Annotated in this window: 19 protein-coding genes; all 19 read right to left on the bottom strand. The window is 73.0% G+C overall.

Annotated features, from left to right (window positions below; genetic code table 11):
* Nucleotides 1-10: 10 nt before the first annotated feature.
* Nucleotides 11-673, bottom strand: coding sequence for a response regulator (locus ACFWUY_RS21305; RefSeq protein ID WP_384110828.1), 663 nt, complete (start codon nucleotides 671-673; stop codon nucleotides 11-13).
* Complete coding sequence (locus tag ACFWUY_RS21300; protein WP_384110826.1) at nucleotides 670-2004, bottom strand: sensor histidine kinase; 1335 nt, start codon at nucleotides 2002-2004, stop codon at nucleotides 670-672. The genes ACFWUY_RS21305 and ACFWUY_RS21300 overlap by 4 nt, the downstream gene beginning before the upstream one ends.
* A gap of 105 nt (nucleotides 2005-2109) precedes the next feature.
* The gene (locus tag ACFWUY_RS21295) at nucleotides 2110-4389 is read right to left on the bottom strand and encodes an FG-GAP repeat domain-containing protein (RefSeq protein ID WP_384110823.1); all 2280 of its coding nucleotides are present in this window, start codon (nucleotides 4387-4389) and stop codon (nucleotides 2110-2112) included.
* A gap of 11 nt (nucleotides 4390-4400) precedes the next feature.
* On the bottom strand, nucleotides 4401-6617 hold the full coding sequence (locus ACFWUY_RS21290) for an FG-GAP repeat domain-containing protein (protein WP_384110820.1): 2217 nt from the start codon (nucleotides 6615-6617) through the stop codon (nucleotides 4401-4403).
* An 89-nt stretch (nucleotides 6618-6706) separates the two neighbouring features.
* Nucleotides 6707-7588: an alpha/beta hydrolase gene (locus ACFWUY_RS21285; protein WP_384110817.1), complete on the bottom strand. Its 882-nt coding sequence runs from the start codon at nucleotides 7586-7588 to the stop codon at nucleotides 6707-6709.
* A gap of 103 nt (nucleotides 7589-7691) precedes the next feature.
* Nucleotides 7692-8891: a kynureninase gene (gene kynU / locus ACFWUY_RS21280; RefSeq protein ID WP_384110814.1), complete on the bottom strand. Its 1200-nt coding sequence runs from the start codon at nucleotides 8889-8891 to the stop codon at nucleotides 7692-7694.
* Nucleotides 8884-9738 carry a tryptophan 2,3-dioxygenase gene (locus ACFWUY_RS21275; RefSeq protein WP_384110812.1) on the bottom strand — a complete coding sequence of 285 codons (855 nt, stop codon included), beginning with the start codon at nucleotides 9736-9738 and terminating at the stop codon, nucleotides 8884-8886. The genes kynU and ACFWUY_RS21275 overlap by 8 nt, the downstream gene beginning before the upstream one ends.
* A gap of 124 nt (nucleotides 9739-9862) precedes the next feature.
* A complete protein-coding gene (locus tag ACFWUY_RS21270; RefSeq protein ID WP_384111022.1) occupies nucleotides 9863-10663 on the bottom strand; it encodes a DUF3152 domain-containing protein in 801 nt (266 codons plus the stop codon).
* 214 nt (nucleotides 10664-10877) lie between these two features.
* Nucleotides 10878-11291 (bottom strand): DUF3151 domain-containing protein, encoded by a 414-nt coding sequence (locus tag ACFWUY_RS21265; RefSeq protein ID WP_384110809.1) that lies wholly within the window; start codon nucleotides 11289-11291, stop codon nucleotides 10878-10880.
* 15 nt (nucleotides 11292-11306) lie between these two features.
* A complete protein-coding gene (locus tag ACFWUY_RS21260; RefSeq protein ID WP_384110805.1) occupies nucleotides 11307-12773 on the bottom strand; it encodes an MFS transporter in 1467 nt (488 codons plus the stop codon).
* Nucleotides 12774-12961: 188 nt separating this feature from the next.
* Nucleotides 12962-14122 (bottom strand): MalY/PatB family protein, encoded by a 1161-nt coding sequence (locus tag ACFWUY_RS21255; protein ID WP_384110802.1) that lies wholly within the window; start codon nucleotides 14120-14122, stop codon nucleotides 12962-12964.
* An 82-nt stretch (nucleotides 14123-14204) separates the two neighbouring features.
* Nucleotides 14205-15227: a class II fructose-bisphosphate aldolase gene (gene fbaA, locus ACFWUY_RS21250; RefSeq protein ID WP_384110799.1), complete on the bottom strand. Its 1023-nt coding sequence runs from the start codon at nucleotides 15225-15227 to the stop codon at nucleotides 14205-14207.
* Nucleotides 15228-15540: 313 nt separating this feature from the next.
* On the bottom strand, nucleotides 15541-16080 hold the full coding sequence (pyrE, locus tag ACFWUY_RS21245) for an orotate phosphoribosyltransferase (RefSeq protein WP_384110797.1): 540 nt from the start codon (nucleotides 16078-16080) through the stop codon (nucleotides 15541-15543).
* A gap of 24 nt (nucleotides 16081-16104) precedes the next feature.
* Nucleotides 16105-16890, bottom strand: coding sequence for an aldose 1-epimerase (locus ACFWUY_RS21240; RefSeq protein ID WP_384111019.1), 786 nt, complete (start codon nucleotides 16888-16890; stop codon nucleotides 16105-16107).
* Between the two features lie 49 nt (nucleotides 16891-16939).
* Nucleotides 16940-17839 carry an SRPBCC family protein gene (locus ACFWUY_RS21235; protein WP_384110795.1) on the bottom strand — a complete coding sequence of 300 codons (900 nt, stop codon included), beginning with the start codon at nucleotides 17837-17839 and terminating at the stop codon, nucleotides 16940-16942.
* A gap of 62 nt (nucleotides 17840-17901) precedes the next feature.
* Entirely contained in the window at nucleotides 17902-19593 is a 1692-nt protein-coding gene (locus tag ACFWUY_RS21230; RefSeq protein WP_384111016.1) for a spermidine synthase, read from the bottom strand.
* A 96-nt stretch (nucleotides 19594-19689) separates the two neighbouring features.
* Nucleotides 19690-20208: a DUF2617 family protein gene (locus ACFWUY_RS21225; RefSeq protein ID WP_384110793.1), complete on the bottom strand. Its 519-nt coding sequence runs from the start codon at nucleotides 20206-20208 to the stop codon at nucleotides 19690-19692.
* Nucleotides 20209-20502: 294 nt separating this feature from the next.
* A complete protein-coding gene (locus tag ACFWUY_RS21220; protein WP_384110791.1) occupies nucleotides 20503-20715 on the bottom strand; it encodes a hypothetical protein in 213 nt (70 codons plus the stop codon).
* A 52-nt stretch (nucleotides 20716-20767) separates the two neighbouring features.
* Nucleotides 20768-21007 carry a hypothetical protein gene (locus tag ACFWUY_RS21215; protein ID WP_384110789.1) on the bottom strand — a complete coding sequence of 80 codons (240 nt, stop codon included), beginning with the start codon at nucleotides 21005-21007 and terminating at the stop codon, nucleotides 20768-20770.
* Between the last annotated feature and the right edge of the window lie 24 nt (nucleotides 21008-21031).

The following is a 21031-nucleotide window of genomic DNA, read 5'->3' as shown; positions in this document are numbered from 1 at the left end:
GGAACCGGCGCTATCCCCCGACCCTCACCAGACCCGCCTCGTACGCGAACACCGCCGCCTGCGTGCGGTCCCGCAGCGCCAGCTTCACCAGGATCCGGCTCACGTGCGTCTTGATCGTGGACTCGGCGACGACGAGGTGGTCGGCGATCTCGGCGTTCGACAGGCCCTGCGCGATGAGGACGAGGACCTCCGTCTCGCGCTCCGTCAGCTCCCCGATCCGCGCCATCGCCGGCGGGCGCGGGGAGCTCCCCGGCGCCTTCGCGAACTCGGTGATCAGCCGCTTCGTGACGGTCGGCGCGAGCAGCGCCTCGCCCGCCGCGACCACCCGCACGCCCTCCGCGAGCTGCCGGGCCGAGGCGTCCTTGAGCAGGAAGCCGGAGGCCCCGGCGCGCAGCGCCTGGTACACGTACTCGTCCAGGTCGAAGGTGGTCAGGACGAGCACCTTCGCGTCCGCGTCGGCGGCGACGATCTCACGGGTGGCGTCGATGCCGTTCAGCTCGGGCATGCGGATGTCCATGAGGACCACGTCGGGGTGGAGCGCCGCGACCTGCGCGACGGCCTCCCGGCCGTTGACGGCCTCCCCGACGACCTCGATGTCCGGCATCGCGCCGAGCAGCACCGAGAAGCCCTCGCGGACCATCATCTGGTCGTCGACGATCAGGACGCGGATCACCGGTCGCCCTCCTCACGGGTCTCGCGGGTCTCCTCACGGCTGACGGGGATGAACGCCGCCACCTCGTAGCCGCCGTCCTCCGTCGCCTCGGCCGTCATCTCGCCGCCCAGCATCGACACCCGCTCCCGCATGCCGGTGAGGCCGTGGCCCGCGCCCGGCGAGGGCTTGACGAGACCGCGCGCCGGGCCGTTGGCGATCCGCAGGCCGAGGCCGCCGAGGACATAGCTGACCTCGACCTTCGCCGCCGCGCCCGGCGCGTGCCGCAGCACGTTCGACAGGGCCTCCTGGACGATCCGGTACGCGGAGAGCTCCACGCCCTGCGGCAGCTCCCGCACGGCGCCGGTCACCGTCTTCCCGACGTCGAGGCCTGCCTCGGCGACGTTGCGGACGAGCGCGTCCAGGTCGCCGAGGGTCGGCTGCGGGGCGTCGGGCGCCTCGTAGTCCTCGGCCCGTACGACACCGAGGATGCGGCGCAGCTCGGTCAGCGCGGCGACCGCGTTCTCCCGGATGGTGCGGAAGGCCTGCTCCAGCTCCGGCGGCGGGTTCTCCACCCGGTAGGGGGCGGCCTCCGCCTGGATGGCGACCACCGACATGTGGTGGGCGACGACGTCGTGCAGTTCGCGGGCGATGGTGGTGCGCTCCTCCAGGACGGTCCGCTTGGAGATCTCCTGGGCGGTGACCGTCTGCTGGGCGGTGACCTCGCGGTTGGCCCGGCTGCGGACCTGGATCATCGAGACGGTGAGCAGGGCGAGGGCGGCGACGAAGAGCAGCGGGACGGAATCGGAGCCGCGTCCGCTCGCGAGGAACATCTCGGCGAAGAGGGCGTAGGCGGCCGTTCCCGCCCACATCCATCCCGCCGTACGGGGTCCGGTGCGGGCGGCGACCACGGTGAGGACCACCAGGTGGGCGGCGAACGAGTTCTCCGCCCAGGGCCAGCCGCCCCAGTAACCGCCGACGAGCGCCAGGAAGGGCGTCGAGCACAGCGAGGCCCAGTAGGCGAAGACCGGCCTGAGCAGCGTGGCCAGCACGATCACGGGCGGCACGCAGGTGAACACGAGCGACGTCGGCCCGATGGCGCCGTCGATCCGATCGGTGCCCAGCAGGAAGACGACGAAGGCGAGGAAGGCGACGACCGCGTGCGGCAGCAGCCCCGCGTAGACGCGTATCCGCTCCGGCAGCCGGCGCACCGGCCCGCTGTTCACGTCCATGCGCGGCAGCGGCCGGTAGGCGAAGGCGTCGTGGAAGAGTTCCTGGCGCAGCCCCCCGAGAGCCACCTGCACCAGGCGGAACTCGGGGCTGCGGCTCGTCTCGGAGGACTGTGTCTGGGTCACGCGACCACGGTACGGGCGGCGGGGAACCCGGTCGTCCCGCTCGATGCGGATCCTCCCGGGTCCCCCTTGAGGACTATGGCCCCCGTCTCCCGTCCGTCCCCCGGCTCAGAAGAGCGTCGGACGCAGCTCGCCGAGGGGGCCCTGGGTGTACAGCTGGGTGCGCGACGAGAAGGGGGCCTTCCAGTCGCCCGTGCCCGTGTAGAACCCGAGGGTGTGCGGTCCCGCCGAGAGGGCGTCGTTGACCAGGAGGTCGGGGCGGCCGTCCTTGTTCCCGTCGCCGACGGGAACGATGTCGGCGTACCGCTGCCAGCCGCCGCCGATCCTGGTGCGGGGCGCGAACGTGCCGTCGCCCTTGCCGAGGTACTGCCAGAGGACGCCGTCCCTGTCCCGGGCCAGGAGGTCCCCGGCGGGGCCGCCGCCGATGTTCCCGGTGGCGACGAGCTTGTCGTAGCCGCCCCAGCCGCCGCCGATCCGCTTGCGCGGGGCGAAGGGCTTGCCGGTGTCGCCGGTGGCCTTGTAGAGCCACAGGACGCCGGACCTGTCGGTGGCGACGAGGTCGGGCCGGCCGTCGCCGGTGAGGTCGGAACCGGCGGTGAGCCTGTCGTACACCTGCCAGCCGCCGCCCGCACTCGTGCGCTTGGCGAGGGAGGGGCCCGTGCCCTGGTAGAGCCAGAGGACGCCGGTCCGGTCCCGGGCGACGAGGTCGGCGTACTTCGAGCCGGCCAGGTCGCCGGTGGCGACGAGCCGGTCGTACACGTTCCAGCCGGCGCCCCGGTCCGTCAGGTCCCAGTCGGTGATCCACGGGCTGCGGAGCTGTCGCACGTCGTACGAGACGAGCCGTCCGGCGGCGGTGCGGGCGAGGAGGTCCGGGGAGCCCTTGTCCGAGTAGTCGTGCGGTGCCGTGCCGCTGTCGACCCGAACGGTTCCGGTCCGCTTCAGGGCGGGCCCGATGCCGTTCTCCGGGGTGGCGGTGAGCGTCCAGGTGTACTCGCCGTTCGGCGCGGCGGAGAAGTCGCCGAACACCCCGTTCCACTCGGCGATGAAGCCGCCGGTCCGGTCGTACGCGCCCATGAAGGCGCCCCAGCGCTGCCCGGTCCGCTGGTGGACGAGGGCGACGTCGACCCGGGCCTGGGGCCGGCTGATCCACCAGTGGATCGGGGCCCACGTCCCGGCCTTGCGGAAGTCCATGTCGGGGATCTCGACGCGCGTGTCGGCGAGCGCGGTGGAGACCGTGCTGGTGGCCACCATGGTCGCGGCCGGACGCCCGTCCGCACCGGGGGCGATCCGGTAGAAGCCCTCGCCGCTCGCGAGCGTCCCGCCCTGCGCGAGGGCCCCGTTCGCACCGCCCAGGACCGTCACGGTGCTGTCGAGCAGCTTGACCGTGGTCCTGTTGTCCTGGAGGGAGAGGGCGGTCAGCGGGTGGAGCGGGTTCGGCGCCTCGGCCGTGGCGCCGCCGGCCACGGTGTACGTGACCCAGCCGTCCAGCAGCCCGAGCGAGATCTCGCCGCTCTGGGCCGGCAGTACGTACCGGCTCGTGGTGGCCGAGCCCCGGAGGGCGGTCACCACCACCGAGCGCTGGTCGGGAAGCCGCTCCACCCAGGCCACGTGCGTGGCGGAGGCGGCGGCCGAGGCTGCCGCGTCGGCGGGCACGGCCCGGTCGTCCACGGCCTTCGCCGTCGCGAGGTCCACGACGGCGAGCCGCTGCCCGGCCGTTCCGTCGGCCGTCCCTCTGTAGCGGACGGCGAGGACACCGGGCGCGGTGAACCGCGCTTCCAGTCCCGTCGCGTCGGCGGGCAGACCGGTGATCCGGCGGTGGACCGTCTCGCCCTGCGGCTGCCGGGACACCAGGTGCAGGGTCTGGCCGGAGGCCTCGGTGGTACGCAGGAGGAGGGCGTCGCCCACCACCAGGAGGAAGGTGGCCGTCGGCCCCAGGAACGCGGTGTCGACGGCGACGGGGTCGCCGCCCGCCGCCATGTCGAACACCTGGTAGCCGCTCTGGTAACCGCTGCCCTCCAGCCGCACGACGAGGTCGCTGTGGGCGCTGCCCCGGTAGTACGGGGCCGGGGGCAGCACGGTGGTGGCCCCGCCCTCGTAACGGGTCCAGGAGGAGGTCCGCTGCTCACCCACGGCGACCCGGCTGAGGAATCCGGACGGCCCCGTGCCCAGCAGCCGGGCGTCGGGGCTGACGACGACGGGGGCTGCCTCGTCGACGGCGGACGGAGTGGTCACCGCTGTCGGGGCGGTGGCCGAGGCCGGGGCGGTGGCCGAGGCCGGGGCGGTGGCCGAGGCCGGGGCGGTGGCCGAGGCCGGGGCGGCCGCCGTCGCGGTCACCGCGAGGGTGACCGCGACGGCGGTGGCGAGCCGGTGGCGGAGTGCTCTGCTCACCGTGCTGCTCCTCATGCGACGTTGGTGAACTTGGTGCCCTCGCCCGCGTACAGGTTCGTCGCCATCCGGCTGAAGGGGGCGGTGGCGGAACCCGTGGAGCGGTAGACGTACGTGCCGCCCGTCCCGTACGCGATCAGGTCCGGGCGCCCGTCGCTGTCGACGTCACCGGCGCCGACGAGCTGGGAGAAGGCGCCCCAGCCGCCGCCGACCCTGGTGCGGGCGAGGAAGTTGCCCCGGCCATTGCCCTGGTAGAGCCAGAGGACACCGGCCGTGTCCCGGGCGACCAGGTCACCGGTGGCCGTGCCGGCGATGTTCCCGACGGCGGTGAGCTGGTTGTAGGCGCCCCAGCCGCCGCCGACGCGGACGCGGGTCGCGAACGGCTTCACGACGTCGCCCGTGCCCTTGTAGAACCAGAGCACGCCGGACGCGTCCGTGGCGAGGAGGTCGGTGCGGCCGTCGCCGTCGAGGTCCGAGCCGCCGGTCAGCTTGTTGTAGACGCCCCAGCCGCCGCCGACCCTGGTGCGGGTGGTGAAGGTGCCGTCGCCCTTGCCGAGGTGGTACCAGAGCACACCGGAGGCGTCGAGGCCGATGAGGTCGGCGACCTCATTGCCCGCGAGGTCGCCGACGGCCTCGATCTGCTTGTACGTGTTCCACCCGGCACCGATCCGGCTGCGCCCGGCGGTCTCGACGTGGCCGTCCGCCGGCCGGTCCCGCAGGTCGTCGCGCCACAGCACGCCGGAGGCGTCACGGGCGAGGACGTCGGTGGAGCCGTTGTTGGTGTAGTCGTGCGTGTTGACCATGCGGACGACGTCCATGCGCCAGCCCTGGCCGGCGGGTTCGCCGGAGCCGTCGAGCGCCGTCGCCTCGGCCCACACCCCGTACGAGCCGTTCGGCGCGTCCACCCCGTCGATCACGCCGTCCCAGGTGAAGGAGAAGCGGGTGCCGGTGGCGGGAGCCTGCACGCGCGTGTGGAACTCCTTGCCCGTGACCATGTGCGTGAGCGTGAGGTCCAGGTGGGCGTCGGGGCGGGACAGCGTCCAGCCCAGCGTCACCTTGCCGCCGGTCTCGTCGAGGTTCACCCTGTCGGCGATGTGGACCTGCTCGATCCGCAGCGGCTCGGTCATGTCCGCCACCTTGGTGACGGTCGGGGCGCCGCTCTCCGAGGCCACGATCCGGAACAGCCCGGACCCGTCGGCGGCCCGCCGACCGCTGATCACCGCGCTGCCGTCGCCCGCGCCGGCCGAACCGGTCGCCTTCTCGGCGATGTCGATCGTCTCGCCGCCCGCCAGGGAGACGGCCTTGACCGTCCTCCAGGCGTTGCCGTACACGAGCCAGCCGCCCACGAGCTCGGTGCTGTACTCGTCGTCGGGACCCATAAGGGTCCGCTTCTGCTGGCGCGTCCCGCGGTCGACGGACACGACGTACCGCCCGGTGCCCCGCTCGAACTCCGTCCAGGCCACGTGCGAACCGGAGAACAACAGCTTGGCGGTGCCGTAGCCGGACTCGGCGGAGGCGTACGTCTCGGAGACCGTCCCGGCTGCCGCGTCGATCACGGCCCGGCCGCCGGTCCGCGCGCCCGCGGGGCCCGTCTCGTACCCGATGAGGGCGAGGCCGTCCTGGACCGGCGCGGTGGTGAAGAAGTGGTCGGCGTCCGCGGGAAGCCCCGCGATCTTCCGGCTGCTCGTCGCCGTGCCGTCCTTGGTCACGACGTGGAGTTCGGCCGTGCCGTCCTCCTTCGTCACCTGTGCGAGGACGCTCGTCGGGCTCAGCACGGCCACGTGGTTCGCACCGAGCGCGCCCAGGTCGATGTCCACGCCCGGGGCGGAGGGTTCGGCCATGTTCCGCAGGGTGAGCGAACGCATCTCGGGGAAGAAGGTGTCGTCGCCCAGGACGACCACGTCGTTGCCCGACATCGCCCAGCCGCCGCCGTCGGGGACCCGGAGCGGGGTCGGCTCGCCGCCGCCGTACGGCGTCCAGAGGAGCTCCCCGGAGACGTCGGGGTCGTAGGTGAGGAAGCCGGTGGTGCCGGTTCCCGTGACCCGGACAGCCGTCGGGAAGGCGGGGAGGGAAGCGGGCTGGTCCGCCGGGGCCTGAGCCTGGACCGCGCCGGCCGCGAAGGCCGTCGGCGCGGTGGCCAGGGTGCCGGCGCCGAGGGCCGTGACGGCGAGGACGGCCGTGACGGCCGCGGCGAGGCGGGTGGAGCGGGTGCCGGTGGAGCGGAACTGCAAGGTGAACCCCCACAAGAAGATCGGACACGGGAGTGCCGTGCCCGATCAGACTCGTGATCGGTTCGAAGGGTTGTACGGGACGTTCGGCCTCACCAGGCCAGTTGGGTGAGCTCCTCCGCCACCACCGCGCACGCGTCCGCCGCCGGGTCGATCAGGGGAAAGTGGCCGACGTCCTCCAGGAGCGTCAGGCCCACCGTCTCGCCCGCCCCCGCCGCAGCCTCCGCGAACGCGTCCGCCACCGCGTACGGCACGTCCAGGTCCTCCCGTCCCTGCACGACCGTCGTCGCGATCCCGGTCGGCAGCAGCGCCGACGGGTCGGCGTACGCGGCCCGTTCCTCGTACGCGGACGGGTCGCCGAGCAGTTCGGTGACCGCGCCCCCGCAGACGCCGAGTTCGACGGCCCGGCCGAAGTGGGCGATCGGGGCGAGGGCGACGACTCCGCGCAGCGCGGGCGGGGCGGGCAGTCGCCAGGGGGAGCCGGCGGGCAGCACGTGCCGGGCGGCGGCCCACAGGGCGAGCTGGCCGCCCGCCGAGTGGCCGGTGAGCACGATCCGGCCGGTGTCGGCCTGCGGCAGGTGCGCGGCGGCGAGCTCCGGTACGGCGTCGAGCGCGGCGGCCACGTCGTCGAAGGTCTCCGGCCAGCGCCCGGCGACCGGGGCCGCGCCGCCCTGCCGGGGGACGTCGCGGCCGCGCCGGTACTCGACGTTGGCCACGGCGAAGCCCCGGCGGGCCAGGAAGTCCACGAAGGGGGTCAGGTGACGCCGGTCGTACGGTGCCCGCCAGGCGCCGCCGTGCAGGGCGACGACGAGCGGCGCCCGGGTGCGGCCGTCGCGCGGCGCGTAGAAGTCGATCACCTGGTCGGGGTGGTCGCCGTACGCGGCGGAGGCGTCCGGGGCGACGGCCGGGGGCGAGAAGGCGGACGCCTCTTCGGCTGCGGCACGTGCGGCGGCGCGCGCGGCGGGGTCCGACATGCTGTTCCAACCTCTCCGATACACGGCCGAATTGGCCTGACCTGCGGGGACGGTACCAGGCGTGGAGCCCCCGCAGGTCAGGCGATCATCGGTCCTCGCGTCCTCAGGAGAGGTCGGCCAGGACCTCCGCGAGGACCCGTGCCGCACGCTCCGCGTCCGCGAATCCGACGTACAGCGGAGTGAAGCCGAACCGCAGCACGTCCGGGCGGCGCAGGTCGCCCACGACACCGCGCCGGATCAGTTCCGCCATGACGGCCGGGGCGTTCTCGCAGGCCAGGGCGATCTGGCTGCCGCGCTCCTCACGCGCCTCCGGCGTCACGAGGTCGACGCGGCCCTCGGGCACGTACGCGCGGACGCACTCCAGGAAGAAGTCCGTCAGCGCGAGGGACTTGGCGCGTACGTCCTCGACCGCGACGCCGTCCCACACGTCGAGCGCCGATTCGAGCGCGAGCAGGGAGAGGATGTCGGGCGTCCCGACCCGGCCCCGTACGGCGCCCGCGGCCGCCTCGTACCCGGGGGTCATCGCGAACGGGTCGGCGTGCGAGTTCCAGCCGGGGAGCGGTGAGTCGAAGGCGTCCTGGTGGCGCTCGGCGACGTACAGGTAGGCCGGCGCGCCGGGCCCGCCGTTCAGGTACTTGTACGTGCAGCCGACGGCCAGGTCGACCCCGTGGGCGTCCAGGCCGACGGGCAGGGCGCCCGCGCTGTGGCACAGGTCCCAGACGGCGAGCGCGCCCGCCTCGTGGAGCGCCGCGGTGAGGCCCGGCAGGTCCTGGAGCCTGCCCGTGCGGTAGTCGACGTGGTTGACGAGCGCGAGGGCCGTGCGGTCGCTCACCGCGTCCGCCATGTCGGCCGGGTCGCACGCCACGATCTCGTGACCCGTCATCCGCGCCGCGGACCGCGCGATGTACCCGTCCGTGGGAAAGGTCGTCGCGTCGACGAGGATCTCGTCCCGGTCGTCACCGTTGATCCGGACCGCCGCGACGACCGCCTTGAAGACGTTCACGCTGGTCGAGTCGCCGACCACGATCTGCCCCGGGGCGGCGCCGACGATCGGCGCGATCCGGTCGCCGACCCGCTCGGGCGCCGTCCACCAGCCGGACTCGTCCCAGGAGCGGATGCGCAGCTCGCCCCACTCGCGGGTGATGACGTCGGCCATGCGGGCGGGGACGTGGGCGGGCAGCGCGCCGAGGGAGTTGCCGTCGAGGTAGACGGTGGCCGCGTCGAGGGCGAACTTCTCGCGGTGCTCGGCGAGGTCGTCGGCGGCGTCGAGGGCGCGGGCCCGGTCCTTGAGGAGGTCAGACATGGCTGCGCGCCGTCCAGAGCTCCGGGAACACGTTCTTCTGGGCCCGCTTCTCCAGCCAGGCCACGCCGGCCGAACCGCCGGTGCCGGTCTTCGCGCCCATCGCCCGGCGGGTCGCCACGAGGTGGTCGTTGCGCCAGCGCCAGATCAGTTCAGCGACGTCGCTGAGGGCCTCGCCGAGCCGGACGAGTTCGCCGTTCTGGTCGGCGTCCGCGTAGATCCCGGCCCAGACGGCCTCGACCTCGGGGGACGGCTCGTACCGCTGCGACAGGTCGCGGCCGAGGACGGCCCGCGGTACGGGCAGGCCGCGCCGGGCGAGCAGTCCGAGGACCTCGTCGTACAGGCTCGGCTCGTGGAGGGCCTTCTCCAGCTCGGCGTGGACGCGGGGCGCGCCCCGGTGCGGGACGAGCATGGACGCGGACTTCTCGCCGAGCAGGAACTCCATCCGCCGGTACATCGCGGACTGGAAGCCGGAGCCCTCGCCGAGCGCGGACCGGTAGGCGTTGAACTGGGCGGGGGTGAGCTGGGCGAGCGGCCGCCAGGAGTGGTTGAGGGCCTCCAGCTCGCGCACGGAGCGCTTGAGCGCGTCCATGGCGACGGGGACGCGGTCCTCGCGCAGGGCGCGGCTCGCGGTCTCCCACTCGTGGACGATGACCGTGAACCACAGCTCCATGACCTGGGTGGTGACCAGGAAGACCATCTCGCCGGGGTCGTCCGAGCGGAGGTGCTGGAGGTGGGTGAGGACGTCCGCCTGGACGTAGTCCTCGTACGGCGTGGTACCCGCGAAGTCGAGGTTCGGGTCGACCGAACCGGCTCCGGAATCGGGAGAACCCGGGAAGGTGGGTGACATTTCTGTCTCCTCGATACGAACTACCGGGTAGCGGTCTGCTCCACCGCGTCCACGTCGTTCCGTGTGGCACGGGAGCCCCGGTCCCCTCGGGAGGCGCGCTTCGTCGCGCGGCGTCCCAACCGCATCATGACACGATCGGGCCGGTGATGTAGCTCCCGTCTTCGTCATACGGATACGCGTTCGACCGACAGCCGTTCAGACCCTTGATCTGCTGCATCATCGCGGGGGCGAGCTTGCCCGGACCCGGGCAGCCCATGTGCTGCCGGATGCCGATCTCGTGCCCGACCTCGTGGTTGATGATCAGATGCCGGTACTCCGCGGCCGGCCCGGCGAAGGTGGGCGAGCCGATCATCCACCGCTTGAGGTTCACCACGACCCCGTCGGTGGTCTCGCAGTTCAGCTCGCCGCGGGTGTTGAGGCCCTGCCGTGCGCAGAGCGCGTCGGCCGTGTCCGGGGTGGCGATCCGGATGACGAAGTCGGCGTTCTCGGAGACGAGCTGGAACCGGCCCCTGCCGTGCGCGGCCCAGCCGCGCGGATGCGCCAGGATCCGCTGGATCTCGGCGGCCGTCTCGCGCGCCGAGAGGTCGACGCCGTCCTCGACCTGAACCCGGTAGCGGCGCAGGACGCCGCTGTCGCCGACCGGCTCGCCCGAGGCCTGCGCGGTGGTGAAGGTCCCGGTGCCGGACTGCGGCACGGTGGTCTTCTTCGGGGTGGGTTTCGGCTTCGGCTTCGGCTTCGCCGAGGGCGTCGGCCGGGGCTTCGGCTTCGCCGTGGTGGGCCGGGGCGTGGGCGCGGCGGTCGTGGTGGCCGGGGGCTCGGCCGCCGGGTCCGGCGCGGTGACGGGGGCCGGGGCGGCCGAGTCGTCCGTCGCCGGGCCGTTGAAGTGGGCGAGGGCGACGCCCGCGCCGAGCGCGACCGACATCAGGACCAGGGTCGGAAGCGCCAGCCGGCGCACGGGACCGCGTCTGCTCCGGCCCCTCCGCCGGCTCGGCGTTCGTCGCCGTCCTGCGGTTGCGGCACGCTTGCCCACGACAGACTTCCCCCCGTTGAGTACTGCGGTCCCCCAGGGGATCGTACCGACCCGGTCGAACACCCTTTCCCCGCAACGGGGAAAGGGTGTCCGGCGGGCAGGGGAAACGTCAGCCGAGCGTCTCCGCCGCGGTCTCCGAGGAGTCCCGCAGGAAGGTCGTGCAGCGCTCGTACTCGTCCTTCTCACCGATCTCACCGGCCGCGCGGGCCAGCGAGTGCAGCGCGCGGAGGAAGCCGCGGTTCGGCTCGTGCTCCCACGGCACCGGGCCGTGGCCCTTCCAGCCGTTGCGGCGCAGCGCGTCGAGGCCCCGGTGGTAGCCGGTACGGGCGTAGGCGTACGACTCGACGACCGAACCGCGCTCGTACGCGTCGTCGGCGAGCTGGGCCCAGGCGAGCAAGGAGGTCGGGTACTTCGCGGCGACGTCCGCCGGCGCCGTACCGCTCGCGAGCAGCTCGCGCGGACCCGGATCGTCGGGCAGGTGGGTGGGGGCCGGTCCCCCCAGGAGGTTCTCATGCATGGCCATGGGCCCCAGTCTGCCTCAGTCCGGACGGCCCGAAGGCCCCGCACGCGGTTCCCGCTCCCCGGGGTCGAGCGGCGGGGACGTCACCCCGCAGTGCACCCGGCACTCCGGGTGGCAGACCGCCCGCTCCGGGACGCGCATCGTCGTCCAGGCGATCACCGCACCCGCCACCAGGAGCCCGGCGCACATCGGCATCGCCCGCCGGAACGTCTCCCCGAACTCCGCCGCCGAGCGGTACGACTCCGGCCCCATCCCGGCGAGCATCGGCAGCGCGGCCACCGCGAGCAGCCCGGCCGCCCGCGCCGCCGCGTTGTTGATGCCGCTCGCGAGGCCCGCCCTGGCCACGTCCACCGAGGCGAGCACGGTCGCGGTCAGCGGCGCGACCAGGGCCGTCATACCGAGCCCGAGAACCAGGAGGGCGGGCAGCACGTCCCGTACGTACGAGGCGTCCTCGCCCACCCGCAGCATCAGGAGCATGCCCGCGGCGCACAGCAGCGGCCCCACCGTGAGCGGGATCCGGGGCCCGATCCGCTCCCCCAGCTCCCCGGACTTCGCCGAGAGCAGCAGCATCAGGACGGTCGTCGGCAACAGGGCCGTACCGGCGCCGAGGGCCGAGTAGCCGGACACCACCTGGAGCTGGAGGGCGGCCAGGAAGAAGAAGCCGCCGAAGGCCGCGTACACACAGAGCGTGACCAGGTTGACCGCCGTGAAGATCCGGGAGGAGAAGATCGACGGCGGCACCATCGCCGCCCCGCCGCGCCGCCGCTCCACCCCCACGAAGCCGGCCCCGATCACCACGCCCGCCGCCCCCGCCCACCAGGCCTCGCCGATCAGCGCGTACGTCACGAAGGCGAGGGCCGCCGCGCCCAGGACCGCGCCGAGGACGTCGAAGCGGCCGTGCGCGGTCTCGTCCCGCGACTCCGGCACGTGCCGGAGGGCGACCGGTACGCAGAAGGCGGCGAGCGGCACGTTCAGCAGGAACACCCACCGCCAGCCGGGTCCGTCCACCAGCCAGCCGCCGACGAACGGCCCGATCGCCGCCCCCACCCCGCCGAAACCCGACCAGAGCCCGACCGCCCTGGCCCGGTCGTCCTGGTGGAAACTCGCCTGGATCAGCGCGAGGGACCCGGGCGTGAGCAGCGCCCCGCCCACGCCCTGGAGGGCGCGGGCGGCGATCAGGATCCCGGCGTTCGGCGCGAGTCCGCAGAGCAGCGAGGCGAGCGCGAACCACACCACCCCGATCACGAAGACCCGGCGCCGTCCGTACCGGTCGCCGAGCGCCCCGCCGAGCAGGATCAGCCCGGCGAGGGTCAGCATGTAGGCGTTGACCGTCCACTGGAGCGCGCCGAGGTCGGCGTCGAGGTCCTCGCCGATGTGCGGCAGGGCGACGTTGACCACGGTGGAGTCGAGCAGTGCCATCCCGGACCCGAGGACGGTCGTGAGCACGATCCACCGGCCGGTCCCGGAACTCAGCCGGATGTTCATGCCTGCCATGCTCCTCGCGGGAGCGGCCGTGCGCACCCGTTGTCCGCGGGGAACCACGGGAACCGGCGAGGACCGCGAGCGTCAGGACGTGCGCGCCTGTTGACCGCGAGGACCGCGAGGGTCAGGGCAGGCGCGTCCGTCGCCCGCGAGGACCCGCGAGCGTCAGGACATGCGCGTCCGCGCCCGGGTCAGGCCTTCCGCAGCCGGCTCGCCGCCCGGAGCAGCGCGTCCACGCCCCGCTCGGCCTTGCTCCGCGGGCAGCCCACGTTCAGCCGGACGAAGCCGGGCGTGCCGTACACCCCGCCCGGCATGATCGCGATCTTCTCCACCGTCACCAGCTCCTCCTGGAGCCGGGCCTCCTCGATGCCGAGCGGCCGCAGGTCGATCCAGGCGAGGTAGCCGGCCTGCGGGGGCGTCCAGTCGACCTCCGGAAGACCGTCCGCGAGGCGCTCCCCGACCAGGTCCATCGTGCCCGCCACGTACGCGCGCAGCTCGTCCAGCCAGGCCGCGCCCCGCCGGTACGCGGCGATGTGGGCGGTCAGGGAGAGCACGGCGGGCGAGGCCAGGCCCTCACCGGTCTCCATCCGCCGCACGAAGGCCTCCCGCTCGTCGGGGTCGCCGATCATCCCGTACGAGCCGGAGAGCGCCGGGAAGTTGAAGGCCTTCGTGCCCGAGGTGACCAGGGCCCAGCGGCGGCCCCTGCCGGGCTCCGCGATCCGGGTCCACGGGATGTGGCGGTGGCCCTCCGCGGTCAGGTCGGCGTGGATCTCGTCGCTGACGACGGCCACGCCGTGCCGCTCGGCCAGCGCGGCGAAGACGGTGAGCTCCTCCTCCGTCCACACCCGGCCGGTCGGGTTGTGCGGGGAGCAGAGCAGCAGCATCCGGCTGTCCGGCCGGGCCAGCTCCCGTTCGAGCGCGTCGAGGTCCCCGAGCGGGACGCCGCGCAGCTCGCGGCCGAGTCCGGTGACGGCCTTGCGGAAGCCGTCGTACGTCGGGGTGTGCACGACGACGCCGTCGCCGGGCTCCGTCCACATCCGGAGCAGCTGCGAGAGCTGGTTGAGCACCGAGGGCGCGTACACCAGGGACTCGGTGTCGATCCCGGTGGCGTACCGGCTCGCGTACCAGTGGCGTATCGCCTCCCGGAACTCGCCGAGCCGCCAGTCCGTGTAGCCGAAGACCCCGTGGTCGACCCGCTCGCGCAGGGCGGCGAGCACCTCCGGCGGGGAGGCGAAGTCCATGTCGGAGATGGTGAAGGGAAGCAGGTCGGGCACGCCGAAGCGGTCCGCGATCCCGTCCCACTGCACCGACCAGGTGCCGTGCCGGTCCGTCGCGCGGTCGAAGTCGTACATCAGGCCCTCCCGTGGACGCCGTTCCGTGGACGCGCGAAGGGCCCGGCGCCCCGTGGGGTGCCGGGCCCTTCGCTCACCATGCCTACTTCAGCTTCGTGCCGGTCGAGCGCAGCGCCGCGCACGCCTCGGTCACGCGGACGGCCATGCCGGCCTCGGCCAGCTTGCCCCAGGTGCGCGGGTCGTAGGTCGACTTGATGCCGACCTCGCCGTCGACCTTCAGGACGCCGTCGTAGTTCTTGAACATGTGGTTCGCCACCGGACGCGTGAAGGCGTACTGGGTGTCGGTGTCGAGGTTCATCTTCACGACGCCGTTCTCAAGGGCGGTGGCGATCTCCTCGGCCGTGGAGCCCGAGCCGCCGTGGAAGACGAAGTCGAACGGGGAGGCCTTGCCGTACTTCTCGGCCACGCCCGCCTGGAGGTCCTTGAGCAGCTCGGGGCGGAGCACGACGTTGCCCGGCTTGTAGACGCCGTGCACGTTGCCGAAGGAGGCGGCGAGCAGGTAGCGGCCCTTCTCGCCCAGGCCGAGGGCCTCGGCGGTACGCAGGGCGTCGTCGACCGTGGTGTACAGCTCGTCGTTGATCTCGTGGCTGACGCCGTCCTCCTCGCCGCCGGTCGGGGTGATCTCGACCTCGAGGATGATCTTGGCGGCGGCGGCCTTGGCGAGCAGCTCCTGGCCGATGGCCAGGTTGTCGGCCAGGGTCTCGGCGGAGCCGTCCCACATGTGCGACTGGAACAGCGGGTCGCGACCGGCCTTGACGCGCTCGGCGGAGACCTCGAGCAGCGGACGGACGTAGCCGTCCAGCTTGTCCTTCGGGCAGTGGTCGGTGTGCAGGGCGACCGTGATGTCGTACTTCGCGGCGACGATGTGCGCGAACTCGGCCAGGGCAACGGCGCCCGTGACCATGTCCTTGTTGTACTGACCGCCCAGGAACTCGGCTCCGCCGGTCGAGATCTGGATGATGCCGTCGCTCTCGGCCTCCGCGAAGCCGCGCAGAGCAGCGTGCAGGGTCTGGGACGAGGTCACGTTGATGGCCGGGTAGGCGAACTTGCCTGCCTTCGCCCGGTCGAGCATCTCGTTGTAGACCTCGGGGGTTGCGATGGGCATTCGTCCGCTCCTTGTGATGTGCGGGGTGTGTGCGTTGCTGTCCCTGACCTGGGGGCGACGTCATCGTCGCCCCCATCCTTTCAGACTCTCGTCCTGGCTCCCACGGGCACGGCACGACAAGGGGCGGGGTGTTTCACGTGAAACACCCCGCCCCTCGAGAAAAATGCAGGTCAGGCCCGTTCTCGCCGGAGACCGGACCCTAAGTCACGACTTCGCGGCGGTTACGCCAGGTACTTCCCGGTAATTACGCCAGGTACTTCGCGACGGTTACGCCAGGTACTTCGCGACGGTTACGCCAGGTACTTCGCGACGGTTACGCCAGGTCGAGATCGGCCAGCCGGTAGCCCGTGAGGTACGTCAGGCCCGCCTCCGCGATGGCGTCGGCGGCGCCCCGGTCCACGATCGTCGCGACGGCGACGACCTCGCCACCGGCCTCCCGGACGGCCTCGACGGCGGTCAGCGGCGAACCGCCGGTGGTCGAGGTGTCCTCGACGACGAGGCAGCGACGGCCCTTGACGTCCGTGCCCTCGATCCGGCGCTGCATCCCGTGGGCCTTCTGCGCCTTCCGCACGACGAAGGCGTCGAGGCGCTGTCCGCGCGCGGCGGAGGCGTGCAGCATCGAGGTCGCGACCGGGTCGGCACCCAGGGTCAGGCCGCCGACGCAGTCGAAGTCCAGGTCTGCCGTGAGGTCGAGCATGACCTGACCCACCATCGGCGCGGCCTCGCCGTCCAGCGTGATCCGGCGCAGGTCGATGTAGTAGTCGGCTTCCAGACCCGAGGAGAGGGTCACCTTGCCGTGCACCACGGCCTTGTCCTTGATCTGCTGGAGCAGCTCAGCGCGTACGTCAGTCATGCCCCTGAGCTTAGAGGGCACCTCTCAGAGGCGTCGCCAGCTCCAGGTGCTCTCGATCTCCAGGGGGTCGATCGGGGTGACCAGGCGCGGGTGGGTGTTGAGGCCGTTCGGCGGGCCGGACTGCGGCTCGACGCAGACGGCGTCCGCGGGCTCGTCGTAGATCACGACCCACTCGGCGCGGCTGGTGACCTTCAGTTCCAGCTCCTCCGGCCAGGTGAGGGTCACGTCGACGCCGTCGGGCATGCCGAAGCAGTCGTCCCAGGGGCCGGGGAGGGGGTCGATCCGGCGCCCGGTGGGGAGGTGGTCGTCGCCGCGCTCCTCCTGCCAGGCGGCGGCGAAGTCGAGCCGCACGTCCTGGCCGCCCCGGCCGAGGTTGCGCAGGAACCAGGGGTGCCAGCCGGCCTGTGCCGGGAAGGAGGCGTCGTAGGTCTCGACCCCGAAGCGGAGGGTGAGGGCGTCCTCGGCCAGCTCGAAGACCTGGGTCACCGTGCCCTTGTACGGCCAGGGGTCCCCGAGCTCGCAGGTGAAGACGGCCTCGGTAGCGGAGGTCCTGACGGTCTTCCAGGGGATGTCCCGGACGGTGCCGTGGATGGCGTGCGGGGCCGCGTTGACCGGCAGCTGGTGGGTGGTGGCCCCGTTGCGGAAGCGACCGTTCTCGGTCCGCCCGCACCAGGGCACCATCGGGAAGCTCCCGTACCGCTCGCCCTGGCGCAGCACCTCGGTGCCGCCGATCCGCAGGCCATCGATCCGGCAGCCGTTCTCGGGGCTGATGGTCAACTCGGCGTCGCCCGCCGTCAGTCGCGTCTGCATGCTCACGCCCCGACCCTAATCGTGCGGAACCTCGAACGTGGCCGCCTCCTCACGGCAGGTTCCAGCGGCGCCGGCGCAGTGCCCTGCCGACGACGACGGCGGAGGCGAGCGCGAGGGCCGCTGCCGGTGCGATCCAGCGCAGCGTGGCACCGGCGCTCGACGCCTCGGCGGCGGGAACGGGGGCGTACCGGCCGCGCGGCGGGGCGTGGTCGACCTCCTCCGCGCTCCGCCCGATCATCGTCCGGCGGGCGTGGGCGGCCTCTGCGGCGGGCTGCGGGGCGGGGAACGCGATGGGGGTGTCGCCGAAGTCCTCGTCGAGGAGGGGGTCGAGGGAGGGCGGTGGGACGGGCGCGTCGAAGACGGAACCGGGGCGGGGCTCCTCGACACCGTCGTCGACCCCGTCGTCGTCGGTGTCACCGATGTCGTCCGTGTCCGCGGTGTCGCCGGGGGTGGGCCCGGGTTCCGACTGCGGCTGCGGTTCCTGCTCCGATTCCTGCTCCTGCTCCGGTTCCGGTTCCAATTCCTCCGCCAGGGTCGCCAGTGCCTCCGCGAACTTGTCGAGCAGTCGCGTCCCCGCCGCGGACCGTGCCCCGTCCGTCGCCTCCGCGAGCCGGCCGGTCGCCGTCAGGGCGCCGGTGAAGCTCAGGCTGGTGCCCTCGGCCACCGGAGTGAGGGCGACGGTGAGCGACAGCTCCGCCGTGCCCTTGCCCCGGACCTCGGCGCCCTGGCCCTCGTAGGTGACGGCACCGTCGCGCTCGACGACCTTCAGGGCGCCGCGGTAGGTGATGGTGTTGCCGCCGACCCGCACCTTGAGCCGGCCCGTGAGGGGGCCCGCCGACGCGTCGGCGTCCCGCTGGAGGCCGGGCACGCAGCGCACCACCCGGCTCGGGTCGGTGAGCGTCGCGCGCAGGACCTCGGCCGGGACCGGAACGAACACCTCATGCTCCATGGAAGCCGAGCCTACTCAGACCGGGGCGCGGCGTCGCCTGTTCGGCACCGCGCCCGGCGCGCTCAGCCGCCGTACCGCGGGTGCACCAGGGTCGAGGGCGGCAGGTCGGCGCCCCGGGTGCGCTCGGCGCGCCGGGCCGCGGCCGCCAGAGTGCCCTCGTCCAGCGACCGCAGCCGGGGCGCGTCGGCGGCGAGGCCGAGGGCGGGCGGCCGGGTGCCGGGGACGGCGAGGAGGAAGCCCCAGTCGTCCGGGCCCTGTCCCGTACCGCCGGAGCGGTCGGCGCGGTCGGGGCCCGCGGCGAAGCCGGGGGTGCGACCGCCCGCGCTGTACGGACGGGTCGCGAAGCCGGCCGCGCGGAGGGTGGCGTCCACGGTCCAGTAGGTGCGGGGCCGGTCGGTGACGGACCCGGCGTGCACGGCGAACCGTCCGGTGCGGGTGAGGACCCGGCCCACGAGCCCGTAGAACTCCTGCGCGTACAGCTTGGTGCTGGGGGTGATTCCGGGGTCGGGCAGATCGGAGATCACCACGTCGTACCGTTCCTGCAGATGCGCGGTGGCGCCCCGGAGCCAGTGGAAGGCGTCCGCGTGGACCACCCGGACGCGCGGGTCCCGGAACGCCTGCGCGTTGAGCGTGGCGAGCGCCGGGTCCGTACGGGCGAGGCGGACGACCCCCGGGTCGAGTTCGACGACGGTGACGGCGCGGACCCCGGGGTAGCGCAGCACCTCGCGGGCGGCCATGCCGTCACCGCCGCCGACGATCAGCACGCGCGCGTGCGCGCCGTTCATCGCGGGGTGGACGAGCGCCTCGTGGTAGCGGTACTCGTCCTGTCCGGCGACCCTGAGACGCCCGTCGAGAAACAGGTCGGGCGGCCCCTCGATGCCTCCCGTCACGACCACCTCCTGGAGTTCGGTGTGGACGGCGACCCGCACCCGCTCCCCGTACACGGCCCGGCGCGCCGCCTGTTCGAAGTCGCCGACGAGCACGGTGGCCGTGGCGAGGACGGCGAGGACCGACACGTTCACGGCGATCAGGAGGGCTCGGGAGCGGGCGGTGAGGTCGCGGCGGAACACCCACAGGACGAGGCCGCCGCCCGCCACCGCGTTCACCGCGCCGGTGACGAGGGCGCCGGTGAGCTGGCCGAGCCAGGGCAGCAGCAGGAAGGGGAAGGCGAGGCCGCCGACGAGCGCGCCGACGTAGTCGGCGGCGAAGAGGTCGGCGACCGTGCCGGCGGCGTCGTCCTGCTCCCCGGGCGGGGCCTGGCGGCCGGAGCGGCCGGACCGGCCCGCGCGCGCGGAGGGCGCGGCGGCCCCGGCCGGTCCGGCGGCCCGCTGTATCAGCGACATCAGGAGGGGGATCTCCGCGCCGATGAGCACGCCGATGGCGAGCGAGAACGCCACCACCACGTACCGCGATTCGCCGAGCCAGGCGAAGGCCGCGTACAGCGCCATCGCCGAGCAGCCGCCGATCAGCGCGAGTCCGGCCTCGACCAGGCCGAAGCCGACGGCGGCGCGGCAGCGCAGCCGCTTGGCGAGGAGCGAGCCCACGCCCATGGCGAAGACCATCACGGAGAGCACGACGGAGGCCTGGGTGACCGAGTCGCCGATCAAGTAGGAGGCGAGCGCCACCAGTTCGAGTTCGTAGACCAGGCCGCAGGCGGCGCAGACGAAGACCACCGCGAGGACCGGGAACCGCACCGTCTCGCGCGGCGGCTCGGGCCGCCGCACGGGCGCCCGCAGCACCCTCTTGGGTGGCATGGTCACGGTCGGCTCGATCATGGCCGTAACGCTACGTCACTATTCACCCACTGCTCGTCACCCACACGAGTGCACCTGAGGCGCCGGGAGGGCGCATCAGAGCGTTGCGGGCATATGTGCGCCGATACGCGTCCTGGTCACCACCAACTGCCCTTCCTGCGGGTAGGCGTGCCAGGTGCGCCAGCGCACCTGGCCCTCGTGACGCTGCGCCAGCATCGCCGTGAAGGCGTGCGGGGAGCCGGGGAAGGTCCCCGCGAGTCCGTTGGGGTGGTCCGCGACGAGGGCGAGCAACTCCTGCGCACGGCCCGCGAAGGAGCCGTGCGAGAGCGTCTCGACGCGCGCGGCGAATTCGTACTCCCATTCGCCGACGCGCCTGGAGACGCCGAGCGGGAGCGGGGTGCTGCTGCCGGGCATGCAGGCGACGGTCTCCGAACAACTGCGACCCTCCTCTTCCAGGAGCACCTGATGAGAGGCGCCGAGCAGCCTCAACTGCAGTCTGGCGCTGGCGAGTTCGAGGTCGAGCACGGCGAGGGCGGGAAGCGGCTCGCGCCCGAGGGCCCAGGCCAGATCGGCCGCGCGCGTGTCGGTGTAGGAGGTTTTCAGGGTGGTGAGCATGGGTCGGCTCCGCAAACACGGTTTGACGGGTGGGCCGGGGGCGCCCCGGAGAGGGTTCAACGGGAGTGGGGAATCGCCGGCTCGGGTCCACACACGGTCCGAGGGCTGTCTCTGTCAGGAGCGAGAGAACCACGGACACCGGGCGACTCGCAGCGTTTTTACCCAACTTGCCGTGTTTTCCAACCCCTTCGGGGACCCCACAGTTCAACTGTTCAATCAGAATCGATCGACAAGGTCCGCCGTTTTGCCAACGACACGTGCCACCGCGCCCTTCACGCCTCAGCTGCCACCGCTTCAGCTGCCGCCGCCGCAGCCGCCACCTCCGCAGCTGGATCCGCAGGAGCTCCCGCCGCAGCCCCCGCTGCCGCTGCTGCTGCCGCTGCCGTCGGCCCAGCTGCGGCCGTTCCTCCGACCGCCGCGCCGCCCGCCGCCACCGGCGAGGCGGTAAACGGTGGAGACCAGGCCGATGAGGATGACCACCCCGATGAGGACGATGAAGAGTTGCATCTGTACTACCCCCGTTCTTCTGTGCGAGGGAGATGCCCTCTACGGGCCTCCCTCAAAGGCGACTTGAGCGATTCCAGAGCTTCAGCTGCACGAGGACGAGGAGCTGGAGCAGGAGGACGAGGAACACGACGAGCTCGAACACGACGAGCTCGAACCCGAGCAGGACGAGGACGAGGACGAGGACGAGCACGAGGAGGACGACGAGGACGACGAGGACGACGCGTCGGCCCACCAGCTGCCGCCGCCACGGCTGACGCGCGCGGTGCCGCGCAGCGACAGCGCGACGACCCACGCCACGATCGCGATCACGAGCGCG

The organism is Streptomyces sp. NPDC058664 (assembly GCF_042716635.1).
GTDB lineage: Bacteria > Actinomycetota > Actinomycetes > Streptomycetales > Streptomycetaceae > Streptomyces.
The sequence above is the reverse complement of the archived record's forward strand: the minus strand, read 5'-3'. Positions and strand labels throughout refer to the sequence as shown.